Genomic DNA, 24,277 nt, shown 5'->3' with positions numbered 1-24,277 from the left:
GCTCCTACACAAACAAAAACCAAGCCCCCGACGTGAACAATCTTACCTTTTCAAGCCCTTATCTTTCCAGCTTTTGCCAGCTGAATAACCTCGGCCTTGTTGCCACTGGACAACACCTTTGTGCAGAACGCGCCGTTATAGAATGCCGTTTCACCAAAGCACCTGAGCCGTGCCCCAAGTGCGGGGCTGCTGGCTTTTCACGCGGCACTATCGATAGGCATCTGGCCCACGCGCCTTACGGGCAGCGGCCAACCAGATTGCTGCTGCGCATTCGTCGCTGGCGTTGTACTTGCGGTTGTTTCTGGCACGAAGATACCAGCAGTGCTGCGCCGCCACGCTCAAAGCTTTCCCATGGAGCGATACGCTGGGCATTGGCTGCCATCGTGCTGGATGACTTGTCGGTATCCCGTGTTGCGAGCCATCTGGACGTTGCCTGGCACACCGCCAATAGCGCCATTATCAACGAAGGTCAGCGCCTGCTTTTTAATGATCCAAAGCGGTTTGACGGTGTGACCGTGCTCGGTGTGGATGAGCATGTCTGGCGGCACACACGCCGTGGTGACAAGTACGTCACCATCGTGGTTGACCTCACACCCGTGCGTAACAAAACCGGATCATCGCGCTTGCTGGCTGTGCTGGAAGGCCGCTCCAAACAAGCCTTTAAACAGTGGCTGAACAATCGTCCCTGGGCTTGGCGTGACCAGATCGAAAGCATTGCCATGGACGGTTTTACGGGGTTTAAATCTGCGGCGCAAGAAGCCCTGCCTCAAGCCCAAACCGTGCTGGATCCTTTCCATGTCGTGCGCTGGGCAAGCAACATGCTGGATGAATGCCGCCGGCGTGTGCAACAAGACGTCCTAGGCCGTAGAGGGCGTAAAAACGACCCGCTCTACAAAAGCCGTCGAACGCTGCTGACCCGGATCAGCTACCTGTCTGACGCCAACAAAAAGCAACTGTTCCAGCTGTTTGCAGATGAGCACCACCTCGAAGTGGATTGCACTTGGAACATGTACCAACGGGTGGTCAGCGCCTACAACGAGCCGGATCGAAGGCGTGGTAAAAAACTCATGCAAGAGGCCATAAATATCATTACAGCCAGCGACTTGCCCAAAGCGCTCATCGAGGTGAAAGGCTTGGGAAAAACGCTGAAAAAATACGCGGATAGCATCCTGGCCTACTTCGACCGACCAGGAACCAGCAACGGACCTACAGAAGCTATCAATGGTCGGCTGGAACACTTGCGAGGCACTGCTTTGGGCTTTAGAAATTTAACCAACTACATCGCCAGGTGCCTGCTGAAATCCGGAGGGTTTAGAAACCAGCTACACCCTTAAATGCGAAGAGCCCATTGTGTCCCTTCTGGTTTGGAAGCTGGCTACGGTGTGTAGGTCTTGAGCGTCCCTAATAGCGGATGCTAAGAGCAGCTAGGCAACCGTTGGTGCTCGGATGGCTGACGATATACCACGACGTAAAAATATACAAAAATATCCGACTAAAAGACTAAAGTAATACAGAAAGTAATACATAATTTTTTCATAATGAGCCTGGCTACAGGCCCGGTGGACCGTATATGTGTGAAACACCCTCATGATGTGCCTGGCAGATTCTAGAGAGCCTATGGCATCTACTGCCCCCTCAAAGTGTGCTGTGTGGTCTGGTTTTTCGGCTTGTTGCTTAGTCTTTCTTTGGAGGAGTGCCGGCCAGCTGGTGCTGCCGATCTGTTCCAGGTGGTTGTTAGGGAAGGCTGTGCTTTGGGGGTATAGGTTCCAATAGGCAGCTTCAAGGACTGTGCTCATGGCAACCCACAGGCCGCCTTAAAAAAATACACAAATTGATCTTGGTATGTTCAACCATACCGAGGATCAAAAAATGAAATTCATCAAACTGCGCGACGTCATGGAGCTGACCAGCCTGGCACGTTCAACCATCTACAAGTTCGTAGCGGAAGGTCGCTTTCCGAAGCAGGTGCCACTTGGCGGTAACTGCGTAGCCTGGGTCGAGTCGGAGATCCATGAGTGGTTGGAGGGGCGGATTGCAGAGCGCGACTCCACTCGTGAATAGAGTGGAGGGTTGCACATGTTATGGACAGCTTTACCAGAGTGGTTGGAATAACAAAGCGTGGCCGTTTCCTGGGGTGTCAACAGAGGAAGTAAACTCAGGCGCTTCAAAGCTGGGGCATGTCTAAGAGAACGAGGTCGGTATTAGTATTGTGTCTCTAATACTTATCCCTTGAATACATCTAGTGTCCACATCCAACCCCTAACACTCAATCCTTAATACTCCACACCTACCACTCAACACATCAATGACTGTGATGTATATGCACTGAGATGACTATTGGTTCACTCTTGCTTCTCATGTGACGAAATAGTTACTGACCAGTCAACCAAGCACTAGTAACAACGCTAGTGATCTAAGCATTTAAAAACAACTCAATCACCCATTGCTATTGGCTTCATGGCGATGTGCCTACTGGTGCCTGATAGCTTTGGGTTGGATTAGTAGTATGAGGAAAACATGAAAAGCCTAACACGTAAATTTAGATCCCAAATTGTACATGGTGCTCAATACAGAGGGTATCCCATTATGGCAACTAAAGGTCCATTTGTGGCTAAGTACCTGGATAAGATAATCGAGGTAATGAACCGGTCCCTTGATGAACATCCGAGAACTTTTGCTGTGCGCTTTGATTTGCAGATACCAGCTATTGAGTGGGGGTTAGCTGAGGACAGGCTGATTGATCGCTTTATCAGTTCGCTTAAAGAAAAAATCAAATGGGCTCGAATCAAGTCTGCTCGTCAGTCCAAAGCTGGAAGGGTACATGAGACGGGGGTACGGTACGTGTGGGCCCGGGAGTTGCCACAACGGGGACGGGTGCATTATCACTTCGTATTGTTTTTGAATCGTGATGCCTTCAACGCTATCGGTGTTTATGAGCTGGGGCGTGATAACTTGTTCAACAGGGTACTGGAGGCTTGGTCTGGAGCTTTAAGGATGGATGTTGATGATGCGCTAGGTCTGGTGCATTTCCCTGAGAACGCTATCTACAGAGTCACTGAGGGGGACGTGGGCAGCCAAGATCGACTGCTTCGTCGAGCTAGCTATTTGGCGAAGGTCTCAACCAAAGTGGTGGGTAGCAGACACTCGTTTGGTTCCAGTCGAGAAAGGCGGGCAGCGCGTAGCAGGTTTGCTAGACCGCGTATCCAGCTGTAAGGTGCGATAGGGCGGAAAAGCAGCGAGTGTATGTCGGCTCGCTGCATGCACCTGTGGGGATAGGGCATATACGATTTTTGCTTGTTAATGGCCATCTAAACTGACCCACCTCTGGCCATTAATTTTGACCCACCCAGAGTGGCCTTTCTGGCCAAAAAACAGATAGGGTTCACGGCATTTTGACTGGCCGGGAACCGCTGATGAAGAGGTGGAACGTGATACATAAAATCAAATCATTACACGATGGCGGCAATGGAGCGTCTGTTTCGAAGTTTAAAAACGGAATGGATGCCAGAGACCGGCTATCCAGATTTAGCGGCTGCTACAAGCGATATTGGCAGCTACCTGATGGGCTATTACAACTGGGAGCGGCCACATGTCCATAATGATGGCTTGGCTCCTGCAGTTGCGGAAGAAAAACTTAAAAATGTGTCCGGAATTAGTTGACCACTACATCGAACCCGAGGCTATATTCTTGCAAGAGCAATGACTTTTCTTCAAATAGGGCTTCGTGTAGGTCTGCTTCGAAAACGCGTAACGTTTCCAAAATGAGGAAATCGACTAGGTTCACTTCTAGCAATTCGTCGGATGTATGCAGAGGGAGGTGCACCGCAATAGACGAAAGAAGCCGGTGGCGGTAACTGTTCATAAAACGGTGGTTTTATGAACACTCTAAAATGCTATGTTTTCTGATCGCTGTTATCGTTATTGAGTGTTAAGATACCCGTCAACTTTTCAATGTACTGGTTGCGTCCATGAATCAACGGATGGGGTACGCTCGCGTATCGACCGATGACCAGCACCTGGAGTTGCAGCGCGATGCGCTTTCTCAGGCTGGGTGCAGCGTGATCTACGAAGAAGCGATCAGCGGCAAGAACGCCGTGCGTCCAGAGCTTGAACAGTGCCGCAAGGCCCTACGGGCTGGGGATACGCTGGTGGTATGGCGCTTGGATCGTCTTGGCCGCAGTTTGCCTGACCTGGTGCAGATCATCGCTGACCTTGATCAACGAGGCATTGGCTTTGAGAGCTTGACAGAAAAAATCGAGACAGGCGGCGCGGCGGGCAAGTTGGTTTTCCATGTATTTGCGGCGCTAGCTGAGTTTGAGCGTGGCCTGATCAGGGAGCGCACTCAAGCCGGGCTGGCCGCAGCTCGTGCCCGAGGCCGGGCAGGTGGTCGTAAACCAAAGCTGGACGCAAAACAGATACGCCAGATCAAGGCATTGCTTCGCGGTCCAAATACCAGCGTTGCCGAAGTGGCCCGTGACTACGGCGTATCGAGAACAACGATTTATAAGCATTGCGGCGTTGTACAACCGCGCCATCAATAAAGAAGAGAGAAGTAATTCCGTGTCCAGACTGACAGATTTGATTGCCAAGGCAAAAGCCAGAGACGCGGCGTTAGGGGCCGAGCTGGATCGAGAGTTCAAAATGCTGTCGTCACGGTTACCCTTCGGACTGAACTTTGAGCGTCATAGCCCAGAAGCGGTAGAGTTGCCGCTGCGACCGATTCGGAAGGGTGACAAGGTGCGCGTATTGCCGGAGCGTGGTTCCACCAAGAAGGGCGATCAGCGGCTGTGGCAGGTGAAGAGTATCCAAAGAGCCAAGAAGTCCGCTGTTTTGGAGTTAATAGGTGCCGAAGAGAGCGAAACCCAAACCGTAGCGCTGGATGACCTGGTGGTGGTGGCCGAGTTCCGCGACACCATCTATCCAGGGCTAGTCAGTACCGGCAAGGTACAGCGTGGCGGAGACAAGCCATGCCATACAGTAATTAATGGTGAAAACTACCATGTCCTTAAAGCGCTGACCTACACCCATCGCGGCAATGTTGATGCGATCTATATCGACCCACCCTACAACACCGGGGCGAAGGACTGGAAGTATAACAACGACTATGTTGAAAGCGATGATCAATATCGTCACAGCAAATGGTTGGCCATGATGGAGCGCCGCTTATTAGTGGCGAAAGAGCTGCTGAATCCGGTGGATTCGGTGTTAATAGTTGCGATTGACGAAAAAGAATATTTGCGGTTGGGTTTGTTGTTAGAGCAAACCTTTCCAGATGCGCGCATTCAGATGGTGACTGCTGTTATCAATCCTCGCGCTGGCGTGGCGAGGCCTGATGAGTTTACGCGAACTGAAGAGTATCTATTTATCGTCCAATTTGGATCGTCGAGTGTGTTGGCGGCCCCAATGTCGGGGGAGGAGGTTCCTGTAAAGAATACTTCCCCGATATGGTTTTCTCTCATGAGAACTGGATCGAATAGTTCACGAGAAGCTCGACCAAATTTGTTTTATCCGATATGGGTAAGATCCGATGGCTCTTTGCACTCAGTAGGCGAGACAATTCCGTTGGGCGCTGACAGAGAAGAGGTAAAACCTCCATCCCCGGATGTCAGTGCCGTTTGGCCTATTCGTCCGGATGGTTCTGAGAATACATGGCAACTTGGCTCAGTATCAGTTCGTGCTGCATTTCGAGAAGGCTCTGCTCGGCTTAATGTCTCTGGGACACGATTTACAGTAAATTATCTTAGGGCGGCTGAAAAACGTCGCATTGAAAATGGTGAGATTGATGTTCTTGGGAAGGATGAGTCAGGCGCGCTGATCCTTCGCCATAGGGAAGGGGCTGTTCGATTAACAAGGCCGCGAACAGTCTGGACAAGTCCCGCTCATGACGCCGGTTTGTATGGCTCGACATTGCTGCGCTCGTTAATTCCGAATAGAAAATTTCCCTTTCCGAAATCGCTCTATGCTGTCGAAGATGCACTTCGTTTCTTTGTGGCCAAAAAATCCGAAGCCATAGTTCTCGACTTCTTTTCGGGTTCAGGTACCACGGCCCACGCTGTAATGCGCCTGAATAAGCAGGATGGTGGGCGCCGCCAGTGCATTTCAGTAACAAATAATGAGGTTGCCGCTGACGAGCAGAAAGCATTGCGTAAAGAAGGCTTAAGGCCTGGCGATCCGGGCTGGGAAAAATTAGGCATCTGCGACTACATCACCAAACCCCGCGTTGCTGCGGCTATCACCGGGAAGATACCGGACGGTGAGCCGATTAAGGGAGATTACAAGTTTACTGATGAATTCCCTATGTCGGATGGCTTCGAGGAGAACGCCGAGTTTTTCACCTTGACGTATGAAACCCCGTTATCGGTCAGCCACAACCTGGCGTTTAGCCGAGTTGCGCCGCTGCTGTGGTTGCGCGCTGGGGCGCGTGGGCGTCGTATTGAGAAGCTGCCCGCCGATGGCTGGGCGGTGGCCGATGCCTATGCACTGTTAAACAACGTGGATGCAGCTACACCCTTTATCGAGGCACTGGCCCAGGTGGATGGGTTACGCATTGCCTATATCGTTACCGACGATGACCGCCGCTTCCAGGCAATCGCCAAGCGGTTGCCCGATGGCGTTGAGCCAGTGCGCCTGTACGAGTCTTATCTCACCAACTTCAGCTTTACCAACGGAGAATAACGGATGAAGTTCACGCTCAAAGACTATCAGCGCGACGCCGTCCGCGACTCCTTGAATAACCTGGGCAAGGCTCGCCGCCTTTGGCATGGCGAGGCCGACAGGACTGCGTTCTCGCTTACAGCGGTAACTGGCGCGGGTAAAACGGTAATGGCTGCTGCCACGTTCGAGGCGCTGTTTCATGGTGACGACGAGTTCAGCTTTGATGCCGACCCTGGCGCAGTAGTAATCTGGTTCAGCGACGACCCATCGCTGAATGAGCAGACACGCTTTCGCTTCATCGAGGTCAGTGACCGTATCAACTATACCGACTTGGTTGTGGTAGAAAACACCTTCAACAGGCCGAAGTTCCAGGCAGGGAAAATCTACTTTCTCAATACCCAGAAACTCAGCAAAAACAGTCTTCTGGTGCGCGGACATGATCCTGAGGAAATGGCAGCCAAGTTGGATGGTACTTTTCCCAACATGCGCCCCGATCTGCGTGCGTACACCATTTGGGACACCATACAGAATACCATTGAAGACCCGGATTTGACGCTGTATCTCGTGCTGGATGAGGCGCACCGAGGCATGGGAACACAGACGGCAGCTAGCCAGAACGCCAAGAGCACTATCGTCCAACGGCTTATCAATGGCGTGGGCAGCGTGCCCGGCATTCCAGCGGTATGGGGTATCTCGGCCACGGTGGAGCGATTCAACAAGGCGATTGAGTCGGCAGGCAAGCATATCAAGCTGCCCAATGTTGAAGTTGATGCCTCCAAGGTTCAAGAGTCAGGCCTTATCAAAGACACCATCCTGCTGGATATACCGGACAATGTTGGTGACTTCGATACCGTTCTGGTGCGTCGAGCGACCGACAAGTTGAAAGAGTCCACAGCTGCTTGGGCTGCTTACTCCAAGCAACAGCAGGAAGCCCATATTGTCGTGCCGTTGATGGTTTTGCAGGTTCCCAACACGCCTGACCCCGATGAAATCGGGCGGGCGCTGGATACCATTTTTGAGCGCTACCCTGAGTTGCCTTCTGCCAGTGTGGCGCATGTTTTTGGCGATCACACCACCCAACGGTTCGGAAACCGAGACGTGCCTTATATCGAGCCTCAGCGAGTCGAGGAGTCAACCTGGGTGCGGGTTTTGATTGCCAAGGATGCTATCAGCACAGGCTGGGATTGCCCGCGTGCCGAGGTCATGGTGTCTTTCCGTGCAGCCAAGGACAAGACCCACATTACGCAGTTGTTGGGCCGTCTGGTGCGGTCGCCACTGGCTCGCCGTATCCCTGGGAATGACCGCTTGAATGCGGTGGACTGCTTGCTGCCTAAATTCAATCGCAAGGCTGTGGAGCAGGTGGTCGATGAGTTGACGACCGGCAGCGAGGCGGCAACGCCAGGTCGCGTCTTGATTGACTACATTGAAGTGGTGCCAAATCCCGCTGTTTCGCCTGCCGTGTGGGAGGCATTCGAGGCGTTACCTTCGCAGACACGCCCGCAGCGTGGTGCCAAGCCTGCTGTCAGGTTGACTGCGCTGGCCCATGAGTTGGCGTCCGACGATATCCTCCCTGGTGCAGGCAGGCTGGCCCATGCCGAAATGCACGCAGCCCTGGATAAGTTTCAGGCCGACAACGCAGCCAAGATCAAGGATAAGCGGCAGTCCGTGTTGGTTGTGGACGGCAAGACCGTGAAAGCGGACATGCTGGGCAAGGGCCGCAGCCTGGAACAGTTCTGGGAAGATGCCGACGTGGCGGTAATCGACGACGCCTACCGCCGTGCAGCGCGCATTTTCAGCCCTGCGATTGCCCATTCTTATGTTGACCATTTGGCAAGCCAGGAGGCCGACCGGGATGATGACCCGGAAGCATTCCTGGAAGCCATCGTTGAAGCTCGCGTAACCGTTGCTGGCTTGGGCCTGGTTATGGAGGCACAGGCTTATTTCGATGCTGAGGCGGACAAACTGGCGAAGGCCTGGTTGTCCAAGTATCGGGAGCAGATCAAGGTCCTGAGTGATGATCGAAGGGAATCCTATCGGCAGATCATCGAAATGAGCACGGAGCCGCAAGACGCAGGGTTGCTGAAGCCAGAGGCCCGTTATGAGGCGACCAAGGCGAACGAAAATGGAAAGGTGAGAGTCTTCCCGGTCTGGGATAGTCACTTGCTATGCGATCAAGCAGGCAAGTACCCGGCTGACATGAATGACTGGGAATGTACCGTTGTCGAGACTGAAGCGGCCAGGCCGGGTTTCACGTCTTGGTATCGCAACCCGCAGCAGCCAGGGCAGTCCTCACTGGGGATCGCCTACCAGGAAGCTGGCCAATACAAAATCCTGCGCCCGGATTTCATCTTCTTTGCCGAGCAAGATGGCCAAGTCGTCGCGGACATTGTAGATCCTCACGGGCTCCACCTAGCCGATGCATTGCCCAAGCTGCAAGGCCTCGCGATGTATGCAGAGAACCACGCCAGTGCATACCGCCGTATCGAGTCGGTGGCCGAGGTGAAGGGTAAGCTCCGTGTGCTTGATCTGACCAAAGCCGAGGTACGGAAGCAAATCGGTGCAGCAGCAGATGCTGGCAGCTTGTTTGGCGACTCAATTGCTGAAGACTATTAGCATTCAAAAAACATGAATTGGGGTCTATCGTATGTCGGATCAATACACCTATGCTCGCTTTTGGCGTTGCGCCCTCCAGGTTAACCCTGTGAGTTACAACGGTGCATACCGTGGCAATGATCACGGTATGGACGAAGCCGAATATAACCAGGCTTTGCTGGAAAAATGCAAAGCTCTGGACATCAAGGTGATTGGACTAGCTGACCGCAACAGAGTTGCTATGTAGAGGGTTTGATACAGCCCAATACGTCGGCATCCGTTTTTATTCAGCTACTACAGTGATGGTTGCGCTTTTAGCGGTAACCTGATGTTCACGTTGTGTTTTCTGGGCCTTGAATACCGGTGCGGCATCAACTTTGAACTGATCCCAGTCGATTAGACTCTGCTCAAGGTCGGAAAGCTTGATTGTGCTGACGGGAGGGTTTTGGTTTTCCAGGGCATCACTGGCGTTTTGGGTCCAGTTATTAGTGGTGGTGATGATGACCCGGTGACTGAAGGTGGCTTTGCCTGATGCGGTAAAAAAGCTGTCGATGTCGGACTTGGCAATCTTGTATTCCGGCGCATAGTTTTTGCATTGGATTGCGTGCACCTCATCCAGAAAGGTGATGGCAACCAAATCAATCCCAGTGTCTTTCTGGCTAAGACCTTCAGATTCTGCCCACTGACCATAGGTCATGACTTCCCGATACAAATCTTTGTACATCGGCTCGTTACGCAGGTACACCATGCACAAGTGCTCAAAATCCGTACCTTTATCTCGTTCGGATACGGCTTGATCACGAAAGCTTTGCAAGATCTGGCTCAGAGAAGACATAACGACTCCTTGTAAAATATCGTGGAAAATTATGGGGATAGAGTGTGCACGTTTAGGTGAGGATTTACTAGATAGAAGCCAGTTTGGCTTTTATCCAGGACTGGCCGTTTCACGTAAATGCTTGGCCTCACAGGCGACTAGGCCTGTATTTCCAGCTGCATCTGGGTCTGCGTCAAGCTATTGCCTGATATTGCCTTTGGCGGAAACCAAAAGTAGTTTGTTCACTGAAGACCTGCGTCTGACTGAGCAAGATAAAACTCGCTGCTCTGGATAGCAGCGTGAAATATGGCGTGGCGACTAAGGCTGACCAGCTGGTGGAGTGGTAGATGGTATTGCTTGAAAGCGTATTTTTTCAGCGTTTACTAGAGGTAGAGGGCTGGGGCGTAGCAATTTCCTTTTGCTATATGGAGAAGCAGTGTTCTGCTGGGGGTAGGTCAAGCGAAAATAATCTATTAAAAATATGGTCTTGTAAGTGGTTGACCCCTATGCTTTAATCGATAAATAGAGATTTAGTCGCATCGGGTTATACCGCCTTCACGGTGATTGGCTTATGTGGAAGGCGGTCTAATACATGTTAAACATCATGAGGGAAGCGGTGATCGCCGAAGTATCGACTCAACTATCAGAGGTAGTTGGCGTCATCGAGCGCCATCTCGAACCGACGTTGCTGGCCGTACATTTGTACGGCTCCGCAGTGGATGGCGGCCTGAAGCCACACAGTGATATTGATTTGCTGGTTACGGTGACCGTAAGGCTTGATGAAACAACGCGGCGAGCTTTGATCAACGACCTTTTGGAAACTTCGGCTTCCCCTGGAGAGAGCGAGATTCTCCGCGCTGTAGAAGTCACCATTGTTGTGCACGACGACATCATTCCGTGGCGTTATCCAGCTAAGCGCGAACTGCAATTTGGAGAATGGCAGCGCAATGACATTCTTGCAGGTATCTTCGAGCCAGCCACGATCGACATTGATCTGGCTATCTTGCTGACAAAAGCAAGAGAACATAGCGTTGCCTTGGTAGGTCCAGCGGCGGAGGAACTCTTTGATCCGGTTCCTGAACAGGATCTATTTGAGGCGCTAAATGAAACCTTAACGCTATGGAACTCGCCGCCCGACTGGGCTGGCGATGAGCGAAATGTAGTGCTTACGTTGTCCCGCATTTGGTACAGCGCAGTAACCGGCAAAATCGCGCCGAAGGATGTCGCTGCCGACTGGGCAATGGAGCGCCTGCCGGCCCAGTATCAGCCCGTCATACTTGAAGCTAGACAGGCTTATCTTGGACAAGAAGAAGATCGCTTGGCCTCGCGCGCAGATCAGTTGGAAGAATTTGTTCACTACGTGAAAGGCGAGATCACCAAGGTAGTCGGCAAATAATGTCTAACAATTCGTTCAAGCCGACGCCGCTTCGCGGCGCGGCTTAACTCAAGCGTTAGCCATCAATCATATGCTTGCCGACTTCGCCAAAACAGCCCTTGAGTTCCTTAAGCTTGCGCCGCGTTACCTTATCGCGGTCGCCCTCATTGCTGGCGCCTTATTGTTTCTTCCGGACGCTTGGCTCCAGCGGATCGGCATCAATGCTTTCGCAGAAACGCATCGCCAATGGCTCGGCCTGACGTTTCTTGTTAGTGCCACTCTCTGGGGCGTCTCTGCTATTGGAGCTTGTTGGGTATGGATTTTGGAACGAATATTCGAGCGTCGTGTGCGGAGACATATAGTTAAAAAACTATCTTCATTGAATGAAGACGAGAAGCAAATACTACGGTACTACTTCGCCAAAGAAACCCGCGCCAACATGCTCAAAATCAATGATGGGGTAGTGCAAGGCTTGGTGGCAAACCGCATCATTTATCGTTCCGCCTCAACCGGAAGTCTGGTGGAAGGCTTCGCCCACAACATCACGGATGTTGCGTGGGACTACATCCAGGCCAATCCACAAGTGCTGCAAGGCACGACGAATACTTACCGCACGGACAAACGGGATTGGGGCTGGTGAATCTGCTGAGGATGGCTAACAATTCATTCAAGCCGACGCCGCTTCGCGGCGCGGCTTAACTTATGTGTTAGGCTAATGAGCGAAGATATTAATACTCAAAGACGACGAGCAATTGCTGAATGCATCGGTAGGCTCACTCTTTCCTGGTCATACCTTGAACTAATTGTGGACGGATGTATTTCGCTGACTCACATTTATTTTGAAGGTAAATCACTAGAGGACCGCAGGCCGAAGACCTTCTCGGCGAAGCTTAAATACTTGATAGAGGGCGTTAAAGAAAAAAAGCAGATGGAGTTTTTAAGCCCTTACTTACCATACTTCGAGCAGATGTCAGAATTAGCAGATTATAGAAATTGGTTGCTGCATGGACACTTGGTTAAAATCAACGATGATCAAACGCTTCAATTCTTGAGGCAATCAATCAAAGTAAAGGCGCCAAAAATAGAATGTAAAACCTTTGTTTTCGATGAAATTCAAAAATACACCCAAGAAATTCATGAGCTGGGGGTTATTATGCGTGAGTTAATGGATAAGCTATTAGAAGTGACTGAATTCGTTGGCGATAGTGAAGCCTAACAAGGCACAGCAATCGCTCCCGTTGGTCGCTGGGACAGCCAAAACGCTACACTTATTTGGCCGCCCTTGTGTGCGGCGTTAAGCGATTGGAAGCCCGCAAATGAAGTATGAGAACACATTAAGAAAACTTTGCCGGCAACCAAAGCTCACAATCGAGCAAATTCAGAGTGCATTCAGGAAGTGCAACTCTATTGAGGTTGAAGTCACAGCCTCTAACATCGGAAGAAATGGCTTTTCAATCCAGACGGATGAAGGATTATGTTTTGTAACTGAGCGACCAATACGATATTTAAATAGCCGATGGGGGCGTGTTACTGGCCTGCAAGAGCGAATGCTAGATTTAGCAATACCTGTACCCCTCTATGTAGGCGAAGGAACTTTAGTAAAAGACATTCATCGCATACAGAATTCACAAAAACCACTCAATGAAGCAAACTTATGGCTGCACGAAACATTCACTTCAGAAATTGCAGCCGCATACTTCAATAAATATCTCTGCGCAAGCGAATCCTTCAGCGAGTATAAAACAATCATCTTTGAGTCGATCGAGGCCTATTATTTAGGGCTTGATCATATTGCGATCATGTCCTTGTTCCCTGTATTTGAGGCCGGCTTAAGGAACATCCAGAGAAAGGTGCTTAACAAAGATCCATCTAATGTTAGTGCAGCAGAATTTGAAAAAGGCCTCAAAGAATTAATCTTGACATGGGGCAGAGGCCGCTTATCCCAATATGTATGGCACCCCGGAAAAGGATATAACAAACAAGTAGAGATTGATTTCTTTACGCATACCAATCCCCAATGTGATGTTATCAATGCTTTTCGTCTATTTTTTAGCGGTGTACTATACAAGTCAAGTCATAGAGGCGGCAGCTTGAATGGTTTTAATCGTCACCTCGTGGTTCACTTGTTAAGAAACGATTTTAATGAGCCCTCAAATTATGCAAGGATATTTTTAGCCTTGACACAAGTCACTTTTATCGAGAGCTTGCAAAACACAAATGTCCCATTCTCTTGGCGGGGCGTCAACGAAGACGACAGAAAAATAAGTAACTATATGCGGACACTGACAGATCAATTTTTTTTGCCTAGGCGAAAAATCCTAAGAGGTATATGCGATTACTGAAGAGCACGCTTAACAAGTGGTTCAAGTCGCTCGCTTCGCTCACTCGGGACCGGCTAAAGCCCCCCTCTGTCAGGATAGTTGTCACCTCCCCTCCAAAAAAAATTTCACCAGACTGGCGGTAAAAGGTATCTGCGATGAGCTGTCATGCAGCCGCGCCTGAGTCAGCAATGATAAGGCGTTTATCGATGGGTGTTGAGGTACCGCCCACAATGGCCCTTAAACGTCTGTGCTGGCTGAAGTGAATATTTTATACGCTGGTAAAATAACGGGCACCGTTACAGCAAGATTAACTTTGTTACACCTGCACAACGTCATCAGCGCAAAGATAAGGCACTGTTAGCTCAGGGCAAAGCGGTGCGGAACAGGCCAAACTGGCCAACCCGGCTCATTGATGCTCTCGCTCGGTTACAAGTTGTCAGCCGGTTGGACCTGTGGCACTGAATCCGGAAAAAAGACTGAAACAACAGGCTGCTTGAGGCTAAATATAGTGACAACTATCCTGATATAGGAGGACGACATCTGTGTTGTTAGTGATTAGCCCCTGCTTTTATAAACACCTCTCTGTGGCGTCTATTCTCGCTTACATGGGTATTAGACCGCTACACTCTAAACCAAGCACAGTCGAAGCAAAAAAATAAACCCAGCAACAGAAAGTGCTGGGTTTGTTTCTTGCTACATCCATCCATACTCCACCATGGACGTAGCCCCTTCTGTCCCCACCACGATATGGTCCAGCACCCTAACATCAACCAGCCCCAAAGCCTCTTTTAGTCGCTTGGTCAGCAGCTTATCGGCTTGACTTGGGGTTGAATCACCGGATGGATGGTTGTGCACCAGTATGGCAGCCGCTGCGTTGTGCTGTAAGGCCAGTTTGACGATTTCACGCGGGTAGACCGAGGCTCCGTCAATCGTGCCGTAGAAGAGCTCCTTGAAGGCCAGGATGCGATGTTTGGTATCAAGCAGCAAAATGGCAAAGACTTCGCTTTCGTACTCGTGCATCAGATTACGTAAGTGTTCCTTGACATCGGTTGCGTTGGTAATTGCCCGGCCACGGCTTAGGCGTTTGCGTGACAGCTGTTTTGCGATGGTCAGAATATCCTCCTCGGTGACTAAGGTATTTTCCATGATGTAGGTGCCGGGCTCTTGGCCAGATTTCAGTTTGTGATATTGCATGGTTTTCTCCAGATATAAAAAAGCCGCCTCGGTTGGGCGGCTGTTATGGGGGCAAGTGTTTATTGAGTTTCGTGGGGTGCAGGGCAGCTATACAGTGCCTTGTGCCCGTTGCTGCATGTGCCTACCCAGACTTGGCCCGGCTTAACAAAATCAGGGATGGCCACTGCTTGTTTACAGTGGATACAGGTTAGGGGCAGGGCCGGTTTTGATTGTTTCTTCATGGCTGAGCCTCACCGTTAGCGGGGTTGCTTGGTTGGGCAGGCAGATGCCTTTGGTCTGCTTGGCTGCGTACTTTGTGTTCCAGCTTGGCAGCCAGATTGTTGGTGGTTTGGAGCAGACGTTCACCGGTGTTTTTTGTTATTTTTTCACTAATAGCTGACTGTTCTGGGTAAAACTCTTCCACCAAGCTGGCGACATCATCTTCATCATCCTCAAATGTGCCGTTATTCAGCCCTTGGCGAGCCGCTGCATCCAGCGCGTCTTGGTTAAAGCCTGCGGCCAGTCGTTGTTCATGCAGGGCATTAGCAGCGATCAGCGTTTCTTCCATGCTCATGTCACTGCGTAGGGTGATATCGGCATAGAAAATGGCTGTTCCATGACTCATTCGAGTGGATTTACCCCGTAACCGTAGCTCCAGCGGTAAGCAGGCTAGCTTGTTGTTGGACAGCGCACTGAAGTAGTGCAGCCGGGCGAATAGGGTACGAATACTGTTGAAGCCGGTTGTGCGAAAAATAAAGCTGTCGGTGTTCTCCCCGTCATCAATCTGCACTGTCAGCCGACCATAGGGCTTGCAGCCACCATGCTGACCCAGTGGGCAAAGATCCGCACCGGGGCAGGGCAGGTTTTGCAGACCTTCGTTGGTCATGCGTTTGCAGGTGTCCCCGTCCCCAACACACATGGGCCTGCCGCTGCTGCGATCAAACAGACTGTAGTCAGCACGGAAATTTAACGATGGATCGTTGAACATGAACCGAATAGGAATACGCCGCAGCTTTTCCTCCTGATTGGAACCACGCAGTGTCAGATTCAACGGATGAAGCAACCATTCCAGACGATGCTGGATTTGCGTGGTGATAGTGAATTGATCATCTTTTTCTGGCAGCCGTTTACCGTTCTTTTCAACGACACGACCAATCGTAATCCGCCCGGCGACAGGCGGTGTGATAGCTAAACCTTTGAGCATTTTCTTTCTCCCAAACGCATAAGCCCCCCAGCTGCATGGCGCGGCTGGGGGGCTTATGCTGTGTTGTGTGATAGGTGCTGATTCAGTTGATCAAGAAACGTCTACTGCCTTTACGCAGCTCTTGGTACTTCTGTTGAAGATGAGGCAAGTCCTTGAGCAAGGCAGAGCTGTTGAACGTCAGGCTGTCCTTGGCTTTACGCCAGGTAACAAAGCCACTGGTAAATACAGCTTTGGACGCTTCGCCCATGGCTTGTTGCAGCTTTTGTTTGAGGGACGCTTCCAGTTTTTCCTGCTCGGCAATTTCACGACGAATCTGCTTCAGTTCTTCGTAGGCTTGGTTGAGTTCAGGGTTGTCCGTAAGATCGAGAACTTCGCCATCATCCCGTGGGAAGAGGCAACGCAGTGCCTGATCAGCCGATGCAGAGCCGTCAGCAGGCGGTGGCGTATCCGTTTCAACGTAATGCCAGAACTGCTTTTCCAGCTCGATGAGCTGGGCAATCATGGTTTCATCACGGTCAATACGAAACACTTCCAGCTGCTGCCCGGCAATCAGCACGGCCACATCAGCGGCCTGCTTGCCTGTCACAGCCAGTTGGTGCATGACCTGCACCTGTACATACTCGGGAACGCCTTCCTTCCATAGGCGAGCCCCGTTAATGCCTGCCGTTTTGCACTCCAGGATCTGTACTTCCGGGCTTCCGTTAACTTCACGGTCGATGTTGGCTAGCATCCAGTGCAAGTCCGGGTCAGGGTGTTGCAGTACGGCATTGATGCGCCGCACCTTGTTTCCCGTCTTCTTGGCATACTGCACAGCCACAATCGGCTCCAGGACGGTTCCCCAAAACACAGGGGCTGTATCGTCATCCGGGTCAGGCTTGGGTAGCTCCTTGTCACGCCCGGTTTTCTCCATCCAGAGCTCCAGTTGTGACTTGTAAGGGTTAAGACCGATAGCCGCTGCAGCATCCGAGCTGCCAATGCCTTGTTTGCGGATTTTCAGCCATTCTTCACGCTCCATGTCCTTGGTGTTCACCAGACGTAGCGCACGATAAGGCACAGCCGTAGGCTGCAATTTATGAGCTTCCATAATGCACTCCAGTTTCAGTTGAATATTGGGGGTAAAACGCAGGGTTGGGAGAGGGTTAAGCAACCAAGCGCAGCGCAGAATCCAGCGCACGTTGCTTCATCAGCGCACCGTTACCGAACCAGGCAGAATCCAGCCGGTAATCGTTATTGCGAGCTTGCCGATGGTGATCAACGTATTCGGTCACTGCACTGAGCATGCCCCAGGCCGTCCCGTGGGCTGACTCCAGATCGCTACCACGACCAGCACCATCAAATAGATCCTGAACCCGCTTGAGGCCACGTTCGTTGGGGATCTTTTCAGGTACTGGGGCTTCTTCATCAATGTCGCATACCACATCCATGAAGTAGGCCATGGCTTCCTTCCAGCGGACTTTGCGTTGAGAGAGCAGGCGCATCTGGTACTTGAAGTCGTCCCATTGTGAAACGGCAATGCCCAGATCCTGCTTTACCACATCAGGCTGGAAGATCGTGTTGTGTGGAACCTTGATGGCACGGGGTGCGCCATCAATGGCCACGGTCAGGGTGTTGTTGCACACCACACGCACAGTGGTCGGTGTTGCGGTGGTGGCCATGGTGCCGTCACAGGACGTTGCCAGGAGCAGATAGCCGTTCACCTGATCTTTGCCTTTCAAAGCGAAGTCCAGGCCGGTACGTGCCAGCGCCCAAAACTTGCGTCCGCCTTTGAGCACGCCCGCTGTTTCCAGTTCGTACCCGGATACCTCGGTCAGGTCACGATAGAACTCGATCACATCACGGGGCTGTACCACCTGATAACGATTGGACACTACCGACAGAGCCGTTTTGGTATCTGAGCGGTAGAGGACACGTTGTTCAGGGAATGTATGAATGGCACCCAAAGGGCCGTGCACTTCTGACTTGAAGTGAACCGGGCTATCAAGGATTTCCCAATCCATCCCGGCTTCCCGCCGCCAGACCTCAAGGGGTTGCTTGGGCGAGAGTTGATTGCCTAACCCATGCCAAGGTGTATCACCGGCATAGGCCATCTGTTCGACTAAATGAGCCATGGGGTTTCTCCTTATGATTAGCTGAGTTGTTTCATTGAGGTAAAGCTGTGGCCGCACTGATTGCAGTGATGCTTGGGCGGCATGGAACGCTCCAGCTCTGAGCCGACTTTGGCCCCAAGCAGGGTGCCTGCCAAACCAGAGAAGATACTGCTGATGATGATTCCGGCAGCAAACTGAACGGCCCCACCGGCAGGAATGCCTTTGCCGAGGGTTTTGGAAACGGCTGTGGCTATGCCACCTATCGCTCCGGCACCCGCAGTGGTTGTGGTGATGCTGGATGATTGGTGTGTGTTTGTTGAGCCGCAATGTGGGCATCGTACTGTCATGATCAAGACTCCAATGGATGATGACGTCATCGTCATGACAGTAATGTGTGACTGTAATTTTTTTGAATAAGATAAACCGGAGCGACGGTTGGCCGAGAGACGTGGTAGGCTTGGTTTAAATTGGTCAAATCATTCGATATGAATGAATCGAGCGTTTAGGGCGAGGTGTGCAATGTCTAGACCTGTAATGACAGCAAACGAAGCAAAAACGAAATTTGGTGAGGTATTGCTGATGTCTCAGCGAGAGCCCGTACACATCAGCAAGCACGGCAAGCCGGTGGCAGTATTGGTATCGTCCGAGGATTTTGTGAGTACGGATGAACTGAAGCTGGAGTTATTGCGTTTGAGGGCGGAGCGGGCGAGGGAGCAGATCGCGGCAGGGGATACCGTTGATGGCGGCCAGTTCTTTGACCAGCTCTTGCAAGGAAACGATGACTGATGGCAGCGGCTTTTCGTTTAACCCGTGATGCTCAGCAGGATTTAACGGCAATTCGTCGTTATACCGTGCAGCAGTGGGGGCAGGAACAGTCCAGAAAGTACCTCGAAGGTATGCAGAGCACTATCAGGCTGCTTGCTGAGTTTCCTGCTCAGGGGCTGGCCAGGCAGGATGTAGACGGCGGGGTGTTCAGCTTTCCGTACGGCAGCCACATGCTCTACTACAGGTTGGAGAAGAATCAGCTGGTGGTGTTTGCGGTGCTGCACCAACGTATGACCCCAGCAGGGCATCTGAAAGGGCGCTAGGCGGGATTTACACGGTATCGGCTACCAAGGTGGTTGACCGATACGCGGACACGCTAGAAAGCTCTATATAAGCGGAGCAAGTAGCTGGGCAAGCCTGTCCAACGCATCTCTTCTCTCATCAAAATAGTCGTGGCGGTTGTATATGCCTTCTACGCCTTTCAATTTGTGATTCAGGCAGCGCTCAGCTACATGGCCAGGCACGCCGATTGATGCCAGCAGGCTTCTGCAGGTGCGACGCAGGTCGTGAACTGTGAAATGTTCGATCTCTCCCATTTTGTTCTCGGGTTGCACCGCTCTGCCGGGCTCTCTGCCAAACAGTTTTGATATTGCTCTATTCAGGGTGTCTTTGCCCATATGAGGCACTTTGCTTGTCCTTCTGTTTGGGAGCACGTAAGCGGAGCCAAACGAGCGTACCTTCAGCTCTTTTAGCCACTCGATAGACAAGTCGGGCAATGGGATATCGATAGCTGCCCCGGATTTGCTTCGTTCGCTGGGTAGATACCAGGTCTGGCCATCAAGGTCGAACTCGTTCCAGGTTGCTTCAGTCAGCTCGCTTTTCCTAACGCCTAATGACAGCAACAGCGCACAGGCAAGATAGTTGTCACGTGTAAAGCTATCTGTTTCTTCTCGGAATTTTTTAAAGGCAAAGGTGACTTCTTTTAGCGTCAGGACTCTGTCTCTGCTTTTTTCTATGCCGCCCGCATCACTCGCTGTAAAAGCGCTGGCCGGATTGCCGGCGACCACATCCAGTTTTATGCCGTGATTAAACAGCTGCTTGCAATACAGCAAGGCGTCGTTGGCAATGGTTGGTCGATTGCTTTCGATGATGTTACGTAAAATCCTTTGTATGTCGCGTCCGGTGACGGCTTCTGGTCGCATCTGGCCTATAACCGGTGCGATGTCCTTTGAGTAAACCCGAAAGGGTATCTGATGGTGTTTCAGGCGCTTGATGTTGCCCTCATGCCAGTCTGCAAAAAGGTCGTCGACGCTGCGAATTGATTCGAGCTGGGATCGCTGCTTGGCGATGAGGGGGTCAAGACCCTGACGGTGTTGCTGCATTTTCAGTGTTGCTTCTGTTCTTGCGTCTGCAAGAGACAGGTCCTCAACCCTGCCGAGCGTCATTTCTTTACGCTTTTTATTGGATGTGAAGCGCAGCATCCAATAAGCCCGACCGGCTTTCGGTACTACCAGATAAAGCCCCCCGCCGTCTGAAAAGCGGCCCGGTGCCCCCTTGATTTTTGCCTGCACTGCTTTGCTAGTCAGGTTGCCCATTTCTCACCTCTATTTACCCACCACTCTATTCATGGTTAATGCTAGCATGCCCACCGATATACCCACCATTATCTGGTGGATGGTGGTGGGTGGGGGTGGATCTGGGTGGACAGGGTTTTATCTATAGTCCTTGTATTGCGTGGGTTGTAGGAAAGCTATGGATGGCTGTAGATGTCACTCGATATTCTGGATCTGCTCTCTCATTTGCTCGATCAGCACCTTGATGTTGACCGAGGCCTGCGTGGTGCGCACATCAATCGCCTTGGAGCCCAGGGTATTGGCCTCGCGATTCAGCTCCTGCATCAGGAAATCCAGTCGGCGGCCAACCGGCTGCTGGCTGCCCAGCACGTGACGCACTTCATTGAGGTGAGTGTGCAGGCGGTCGAGCTCTTCGGCGACATCGCTGCGCTGGGCCAGCATCACCAGTTCCTGCTCCAGCCGCTGCGGGTCGATTTCAAGGGCGATTTCCTGGCAGCGGTCGAGGATCTTCTGGCGCTGGGCGTCCAGCATACCGGGAATGGCTTCGGCCAGCGTACGGGTTTCCTGTTCGATGTTGTCGAGCCGCTCGCTGATCAGGCGGGCCAGCTCCACGCCTTCGCGGGCACGGTTGTCCTTCAGTTGCGCCAGTGTCCGGTTGAACAGCTGCAGGGCATCCGTCTGCAGTTGTTCGCCATCGGCTTCGGGCCGGCTGAGTACGCCCGGCTGCTGCATGACCTGCAGCGGATCCAGTGCTGCCGGCTGACTGATCAGCGCGGCGATTTGCTCGGCGGCAGCCACCACTTCACGGGCGCGCTCCAGGTTCAGGCCGCCGCCGGTTGCCGTCTCGGCTTCCACCAGCCGCAGACTGCATTCGATTTTGCCCCGTGACAGTCCCTTGCGCAGAAGGTCGCGCACCGGGCCCTCAAGACTGCGCAGACTTTCCGGCAGGCGCAGGTGCGGCTCCAGGTAGCGGTGATTGACCGAGCGTATTTCCCAGGTCAGGGTGCCGTAAGGGCCATTGAGTTCCTGGCGGGCAAAAGCGGTCATGCTGTGGGTCATGGGGTGTCCTCGGTGATGGCAAAGGCGACAGTCTAGCCTGATTGCCGCCGGCCTGCAGTCGGCAAATGTGTTTTTCCGGCTTGCCGACATCGGGGCGGTGACGGGGTTAATCCTTTATACTGTCCGGAAACTTTATCGGCAGCGGCATCATGGCCGCTGCGTCATCCGGACTTTCAGGGGAAAAACCAATGAGCCGTCCCAGTGGCCGTGCCGCAGATCAGCTGCGAGAAGTAAAGATCACCCGCAACTATACCTGTCACGCCGAAGGTTCGGTGCTGGTCGAGTTCGGCCGGACCAAGGTGATTTGCACCGCCAGTGTGGAAAGCGGCGTGCCGCGTTTTCTGCGTGGCCAGAACCAGGGCTGGCTGACCGCCGAATATGGCATGCTGCCCCGTGCCACCGGTGACCGCACCCGTCGCGAGGCAGCCAGTGGCAAGCAGGGTGGCCGTACGCTGGAAATCCAGCGCCTGATCGGGCGCTCGCTGCGGGCGGCGGTGGATCTGTCTGCACTGGGCGACTATACCCTGACCGTGGACTGTGATGTTATCCAGGCCGATGGCGGTACCCGCACGGCGGCGATTACCGGGGCGATGGTGGCGGTCGAGGATGCACTGGCTGTCATGCAGCAGCGTGGCTGGCTGAGCGCCAACAAGCCGTTGCCGCTGAAACAGCGGATTGCCGCAGTATCGGTAGGCATTTATCAGGGCGGGGCGGTGCTGGACCTGGATTATCCGGAAGACTCGGCTGCCGAAACCGACCTGAACGTGGTCATGACCGATGCCGGCGGCTTTATCGAGGTGCAGGGAACCGCCGAAGGAGCTCCCTTTGATGCGCAACAGTTCAACAGCATGCTGGCGCTGGCTGAAAAAGGCATCACCGAGCTGTTTGCGCTGCAGCACAACGCGCTGGAAGGCTGAGATTGCAGAAAACCACCCGGCAACTGCCGGGTGGTGGCGCGTCATGATGCGGCAGATACCTGTTGTCGGGCGTGCAACCTGGTACTGGCTAGAAACTCAGCGTCCAGTCGTAATCCACCTGCAAGGGTGCGTGTTCGGAAAAGCGCGGCTGGCGGAACAGACGGGCATTGCGTACGGTGCGCTTGAGCCCGGGGGTTAGCAGCTGGTAGTCAAAGCGCCAGCCCAGGTTGAGCATTTCCGCCTGCTCGCTGTCTGGCCACCAGCTGAACTGGTCTCCTTCACGGCTGACTTCGCGCAATGCGTCGATGTAGCCCATGTCGTGTACCAGCTCATCCAGCCAGGCACGTTCAGCGGGCAGGAAGCCGGGTGTTTGCTGGCAATCGCGCCAGTGCTTGACGTCGAATTTCTGGTGGGCAATAAACGCCGAGCTGCAGTAGATGTAGTCTCGCCGCTTGCGCCGCTGTTTGTCGAGGTAGCGTCCCAGGTCTTCCATGAACCTGAATTTTTCATTGAGCTGCTGATCGTCCGCACGGCCGTTGGGAAACAGCAGGCTGCCGATGCTGATCTTGTCGAAATCAGCCTGGATGTAGCGGCCGAAGCGGTCGGCCGATTCAAAGCCCAGCGTGGTGATGATGGCCCGGGGCTGGACGCGGGTGTAAAGGGCCACGCCGCCTTGCTCCGGCTGCTCGCCGGAGCTGGCAAATGCCTGGTAGCCGGGCAGCTGCAGTTCCGGGTGCTCAATCTCGGCAGCATCAATGCGGGTATCCTGCAGGCAGATGACGTCGGCATCCTGCTGGCCGAGCCAGTCGTGCAGGCCGCAGGCAACGGCGTTGTGCAGTCCGTTAACATTGATACTGATGATGCGCATGGCTGGTCTCTGGAAAAAAACTGCGAGTATGATACCTAAGCCGTATGGAATTGGCTAAGGAAAAGCGGGAGCTGGTGATTTGCACCGATTGCCGGCAGCCAGTGCAGTTCGTTGCCGGAGCGGTTAAAATGTTACCGTCATGCCGGAGGATGGCAGGGAATGTTGTATTCTGTGCCCTGTCTGTGTGATTTTTATGTTGTTCCTGTTTTGATCAAGGTCCGTTATGCAAGATTATCAAGAGGAATTCATCCGTTTTGCCATTGAGCGCGGTGTATTGCGTTTTGGTGAGTTCCAGCTCAAGTCGGGGCGTGTCAGCCCGTATTTTTTCAACGCCGGCCTGTTCAACAGCGGGCTGGCACTGGCCCGGCTGGGTCAGTTTTATGCTCGCGCCTTGCTGGATAGTGGCGTGGAGTACGATGTGCTGTTCGGGCCCGCGTACAAGGGTATCCCGCTGGCGACCAGTGTGGCGCTGGCGCTGGCTGGTGAACACGGCCAGGACCGGCCATGGTGCTTCAACCGCAAGGAAGCCAAGGATCATGGCGAGGGCGGGGTGCTGGTAGGCGCGCCCTTGCAGGGGCGGGTGATGATTGTCGATGATGTCATCACTGCCGGTACCGCCATTCGCGAGGTGATGCAGATCATCGGGCGTGAAGGCGCACAGGCGGCAGGTGTGCTGATCGCCCTTGACCGGCAGGAGCGTGGCCAGGGTGAACTGTCGGCCATCCAGGAGGTGGAGCGTGACTTCAGCATGCCGGTGATCAGCATTGTTTCCCTGCAGCAGATTATGCAGTACCTGGCAGAAGACCCCCGGTTGAAGGCTTATCTGCCTGCGGTGCAACGTTACCGGGATACTTACGGCATTGCCTGAGCGGGC

22 protein-coding genes and 2 pseudogenes are annotated in these 24,277 nt (G+C 52.8%); 16 read left to right on the top strand and 8 right to left on the bottom strand.

The features are described 5' to 3' along the window. The first annotated feature begins 32 nt into the window (after positions 1-32). The 8 genes and pseudogenes from AR306_RS08345 to AR306_RS08310 form a co-directional block, all read left to right on the top strand. Positions 33-1,334: an ISL3 family transposase gene (locus AR306_RS08345; RefSeq protein ID WP_101497297.1), complete on the top strand. Its 1,302-nt coding sequence runs from the start codon at positions 33-35 to the stop codon at positions 1,332-1,334. A gap of 535 nt (positions 1,335-1,869) precedes the next feature. Beyond that, positions 1,870-2,061, top strand: coding sequence for a helix-turn-helix transcriptional regulator (locus AR306_RS08340; protein WP_101497296.1), 192 nt, complete (start codon positions 1,870-1,872; stop codon positions 2,059-2,061). 456 nt (positions 2,062-2,517) lie between these two features. Further along, complete coding sequence (locus AR306_RS08335; protein WP_101497117.1) at positions 2,518-3,213, top strand: inovirus Gp2 family protein; 696 nt, start codon at positions 2,518-2,520, stop codon at positions 3,211-3,213. A gap of 246 nt (positions 3,214-3,459) precedes the next feature. Further along, positions 3,460-3,660 (top strand): annotated as a pseudogene (locus tag AR306_RS13175) (integrase core domain-containing protein); the annotation flags it as partial. A gap of 308 nt (positions 3,661-3,968) precedes the next feature. Next, positions 3,969-4,541: a recombinase family protein gene (locus AR306_RS08325; RefSeq protein WP_101497115.1), complete on the top strand. Its 573-nt coding sequence runs from the start codon at positions 3,969-3,971 to the stop codon at positions 4,539-4,541. A 19-nt stretch (positions 4,542-4,560) separates the two neighbouring features. Continuing rightward, positions 4,561-6,675, top strand: coding sequence for a site-specific DNA-methyltransferase (locus AR306_RS08320; RefSeq protein ID WP_101497295.1), 2,115 nt, complete (start codon positions 4,561-4,563; stop codon positions 6,673-6,675). A gap of 3 nt (positions 6,676-6,678) precedes the next feature. Continuing rightward, positions 6,679-9,267, top strand: coding sequence for a DEAD/DEAH box helicase (locus AR306_RS08315; RefSeq protein ID WP_101497114.1), 2,589 nt, complete (start codon positions 6,679-6,681; stop codon positions 9,265-9,267). Between the two features lie 31 nt (positions 9,268-9,298). Then, positions 9,299-9,484, top strand: a pseudogene (locus AR306_RS08310) (hypothetical protein); the annotation flags it as partial. Positions 9,485-9,529: 45 nt separating this feature from the next. On the opposite strand, the gene AR306_RS08305 reads toward AR306_RS08310, so the two are convergent. After that, entirely contained in the window at positions 9,530-10,081 is a 552-nt protein-coding gene (locus tag AR306_RS08305) for a restriction endonuclease (protein WP_101497112.1), read from the bottom strand. 583 nt (positions 10,082-10,664) lie between these two features. Here AR306_RS08305 and aadA1 point away from each other — a divergent pair. The 4 genes from aadA1 to AR306_RS08285 all read left to right on the top strand — a co-directional run bounded on the left by aadA1 (position 10,665) and on the right by AR306_RS08285 (position 13,777). Then, on the top strand, positions 10,665-11,456 hold the full coding sequence (gene aadA1 / locus AR306_RS08300) for an ANT(3'')-Ia family aminoglycoside nucleotidyltransferase AadA1 (RefSeq protein WP_001206316.1): 792 nt from the start codon (positions 10,665-10,667) through the stop codon (positions 11,454-11,456). A 70-nt stretch (positions 11,457-11,526) separates the two neighbouring features. Continuing rightward, positions 11,527-12,075, top strand: coding sequence for a superinfection exclusion B family protein (locus AR306_RS08295; protein ID WP_101497111.1), 549 nt, complete (start codon positions 11,527-11,529; stop codon positions 12,073-12,075). A 75-nt stretch (positions 12,076-12,150) separates the two neighbouring features. Next, positions 12,151-12,651 carry a hypothetical protein gene (locus AR306_RS08290; RefSeq protein ID WP_133539715.1) on the top strand — a complete coding sequence of 167 codons (501 nt, stop codon included), beginning with the start codon at positions 12,151-12,153 and terminating at the stop codon, positions 12,649-12,651. A gap of 100 nt (positions 12,652-12,751) precedes the next feature. Next, complete coding sequence (locus AR306_RS08285) at positions 12,752-13,777, top strand: hypothetical protein (RefSeq protein WP_133539717.1); 1,026 nt, start codon at positions 12,752-12,754, stop codon at positions 13,775-13,777. A gap of 672 nt (positions 13,778-14,449) precedes the next feature. On the opposite strand, the gene radC is transcribed toward AR306_RS08285, so the two are convergent. The 4 genes from radC to AR306_RS08265 form a co-directional block, all read right to left on the bottom strand. Next, on the bottom strand, positions 14,450-14,950 hold the full coding sequence (gene radC, locus AR306_RS08280; RefSeq protein WP_101497108.1) for a RadC family protein: 501 nt from the start codon (positions 14,948-14,950) through the stop codon (positions 14,450-14,452). Positions 14,951-15,167: 217 nt separating this feature from the next. Continuing rightward, positions 15,168-16,133 carry a recombination directionality factor gene (locus AR306_RS08275; protein WP_101497107.1) on the bottom strand — a complete coding sequence of 322 codons (966 nt, stop codon included), beginning with the start codon at positions 16,131-16,133 and terminating at the stop codon, positions 15,168-15,170. Positions 16,134-16,215: 82 nt separating this feature from the next. After that, positions 16,216-17,217, bottom strand: coding sequence for a YqaJ viral recombinase family nuclease (locus AR306_RS08270; protein WP_101497106.1), 1,002 nt, complete (start codon positions 17,215-17,217; stop codon positions 16,216-16,218). A 55-nt stretch (positions 17,218-17,272) separates the two neighbouring features. Beyond that, positions 17,273-18,241 carry a DUF932 domain-containing protein gene (locus AR306_RS08265; RefSeq protein ID WP_101497105.1) on the bottom strand — a complete coding sequence of 323 codons (969 nt, stop codon included), beginning with the start codon at positions 18,239-18,241 and terminating at the stop codon, positions 17,273-17,275. A gap of 468 nt (positions 18,242-18,709) precedes the next feature. On the opposite strand from AR306_RS08265, the gene AR306_RS08255 reads away from it, so the two are divergent. Then, positions 18,710-19,006 (top strand): type II toxin-antitoxin system prevent-host-death family antitoxin, encoded by a 297-nt coding sequence (locus tag AR306_RS08255; protein WP_338066593.1) that lies wholly within the window; start codon positions 18,710-18,712, stop codon positions 19,004-19,006. Then, positions 19,006-19,308, top strand: a complete 303-nt coding sequence (locus tag AR306_RS08250; RefSeq protein ID WP_101497102.1) for a type II toxin-antitoxin system RelE/ParE family toxin — start codon at positions 19,006-19,008, stop codon at positions 19,306-19,308. The genes AR306_RS08255 and AR306_RS08250 overlap by 1 nt, the downstream gene beginning before the upstream one ends. A 63-nt stretch (positions 19,309-19,371) precedes the next feature. Here AR306_RS08250 and AR306_RS08245 read toward each other — a convergent pair whose 3' ends face one another. Further along, entirely contained in the window at positions 19,372-20,580 is a 1,209-nt protein-coding gene (locus AR306_RS08245; protein WP_101497101.1) for a tyrosine-type recombinase/integrase, read from the bottom strand. Between the two features lie 174 nt (positions 20,581-20,754). Next, on the bottom strand, positions 20,755-21,618 hold the full coding sequence (locus AR306_RS08240; protein WP_101497100.1) for a YicC/YloC family endoribonuclease: 864 nt from the start codon (positions 21,616-21,618) through the stop codon (positions 20,755-20,757). A gap of 188 nt (positions 21,619-21,806) precedes the next feature. On the opposite strand from AR306_RS08240, the gene rph reads away from it, so the two are divergent. Further along, positions 21,807-22,535: a ribonuclease PH gene (rph, locus tag AR306_RS08235; protein WP_101497099.1), complete on the top strand. Its 729-nt coding sequence runs from the start codon at positions 21,807-21,809 to the stop codon at positions 22,533-22,535. A gap of 88 nt (positions 22,536-22,623) precedes the next feature. Here the strand turns inward: rph and AR306_RS08230 are convergent, their stop codons facing one another. Beyond that, complete coding sequence (locus AR306_RS08230) at positions 22,624-23,403, bottom strand: exodeoxyribonuclease III (RefSeq protein WP_101497098.1); 780 nt, start codon at positions 23,401-23,403, stop codon at positions 22,624-22,626. A gap of 223 nt (positions 23,404-23,626) precedes the next feature. Here AR306_RS08230 and pyrE point away from each other — a divergent pair, with 223 nt between their 5' ends. Continuing rightward, positions 23,627-24,271, top strand: coding sequence for an orotate phosphoribosyltransferase (pyrE, locus tag AR306_RS08225; RefSeq protein WP_101497097.1), 645 nt, complete (start codon positions 23,627-23,629; stop codon positions 24,269-24,271). The last annotated feature ends 6 nt before the right edge of the window (positions 24,272-24,277 follow it).

Origin of the sequence: Thiopseudomonas denitrificans (assembly GCF_002866065.1) — a bacterium.
In the GTDB taxonomy this organism is placed as follows: domain Bacteria; phylum Pseudomonadota; class Gammaproteobacteria; order Pseudomonadales; family Pseudomonadaceae; genus Thiopseudomonas; species Thiopseudomonas denitrificans.
The sequence above is the reverse complement of the archived record's forward strand: the minus strand, read 5'-3'. Positions and strand labels throughout refer to the sequence as shown.

Coding starts and splice junctions, on each gene's coding strand:
- AR306_RS08275 (WP_101497107.1), bottom strand. CDS start 16,133: ATGCTCAAAGGTTTAGCTATCACACCGCCTGTCGCCGGGCGGATTACG.
- AR306_RS08250 (WP_101497102.1), top strand. CDS start 19,006: ATGGCAGCGGCTTTTCGTTTAACCCGTGATGCTCAGCAGGATTTAACG.
- aadA1 (WP_001206316.1), top strand. CDS start 10,665: ATGAGGGAAGCGGTGATCGCCGAAGTATCGACTCAACTATCAGAGGTA.
- rph (WP_101497099.1), top strand. CDS start 21,807: ATGAGCCGTCCCAGTGGCCGTGCCGCAGATCAGCTGCGAGAAGTAAAG.
- AR306_RS08240 (WP_101497100.1), bottom strand. CDS start 21,618: ATGACCCACAGCATGACCGCTTTTGCCCGCCAGGAACTCAATGGCCCT.
- AR306_RS08285 (WP_133539717.1), top strand. CDS start 12,752: ATGAAGTATGAGAACACATTAAGAAAACTTTGCCGGCAACCAAAGCTC.
- AR306_RS08335 (WP_101497117.1), top strand. CDS start 2,518: ATGAAAAGCCTAACACGTAAATTTAGATCCCAAATTGTACATGGTGCT.
- pyrE (WP_101497097.1), top strand. CDS start 23,627: ATGCAAGATTATCAAGAGGAATTCATCCGTTTTGCCATTGAGCGCGGT.
- AR306_RS08270 (WP_101497106.1), bottom strand. CDS start 17,217: ATGGAAGCTCATAAATTGCAGCCTACGGCTGTGCCTTATCGTGCGCTA.
- AR306_RS08305 (WP_101497112.1), bottom strand. CDS start 10,081: ATGTCTTCTCTGAGCCAGATCTTGCAAAGCTTTCGTGATCAAGCCGTA.
- radC (WP_101497108.1), bottom strand. CDS start 14,950: ATGCAATATCACAAACTGAAATCTGGCCAAGAGCCCGGCACCTACATC.
- AR306_RS08340 (WP_101497296.1), top strand. CDS start 1,870: ATGAAATTCATCAAACTGCGCGACGTCATGGAGCTGACCAGCCTGGCA.
- AR306_RS08325 (WP_101497115.1), top strand. CDS start 3,969: ATGAATCAACGGATGGGGTACGCTCGCGTATCGACCGATGACCAGCAC.
- AR306_RS08315 (WP_101497114.1), top strand. CDS start 6,679: ATGAAGTTCACGCTCAAAGACTATCAGCGCGACGCCGTCCGCGACTCC.
- AR306_RS08255 (WP_338066593.1), top strand. CDS start 18,710: ATGAATCGAGCGTTTAGGGCGAGGTGTGCAATGTCTAGACCTGTAATG.
- AR306_RS08265 (WP_101497105.1), bottom strand. CDS start 18,241: ATGGCTCATTTAGTCGAACAGATGGCCTATGCCGGTGATACACCTTGG.
- AR306_RS08245 (WP_101497101.1), bottom strand. CDS start 20,580: ATGGGCAACCTGACTAGCAAAGCAGTGCAGGCAAAAATCAAGGGGGCA.
- AR306_RS08230 (WP_101497098.1), bottom strand. CDS start 23,403: ATGCGCATCATCAGTATCAATGTTAACGGACTGCACAACGCCGTTGCC.
- AR306_RS08290 (WP_133539715.1), top strand. CDS start 12,151: ATGAGCGAAGATATTAATACTCAAAGACGACGAGCAATTGCTGAATGC.
- AR306_RS08295 (WP_101497111.1), top strand. CDS start 11,527: ATGCTTGCCGACTTCGCCAAAACAGCCCTTGAGTTCCTTAAGCTTGCG.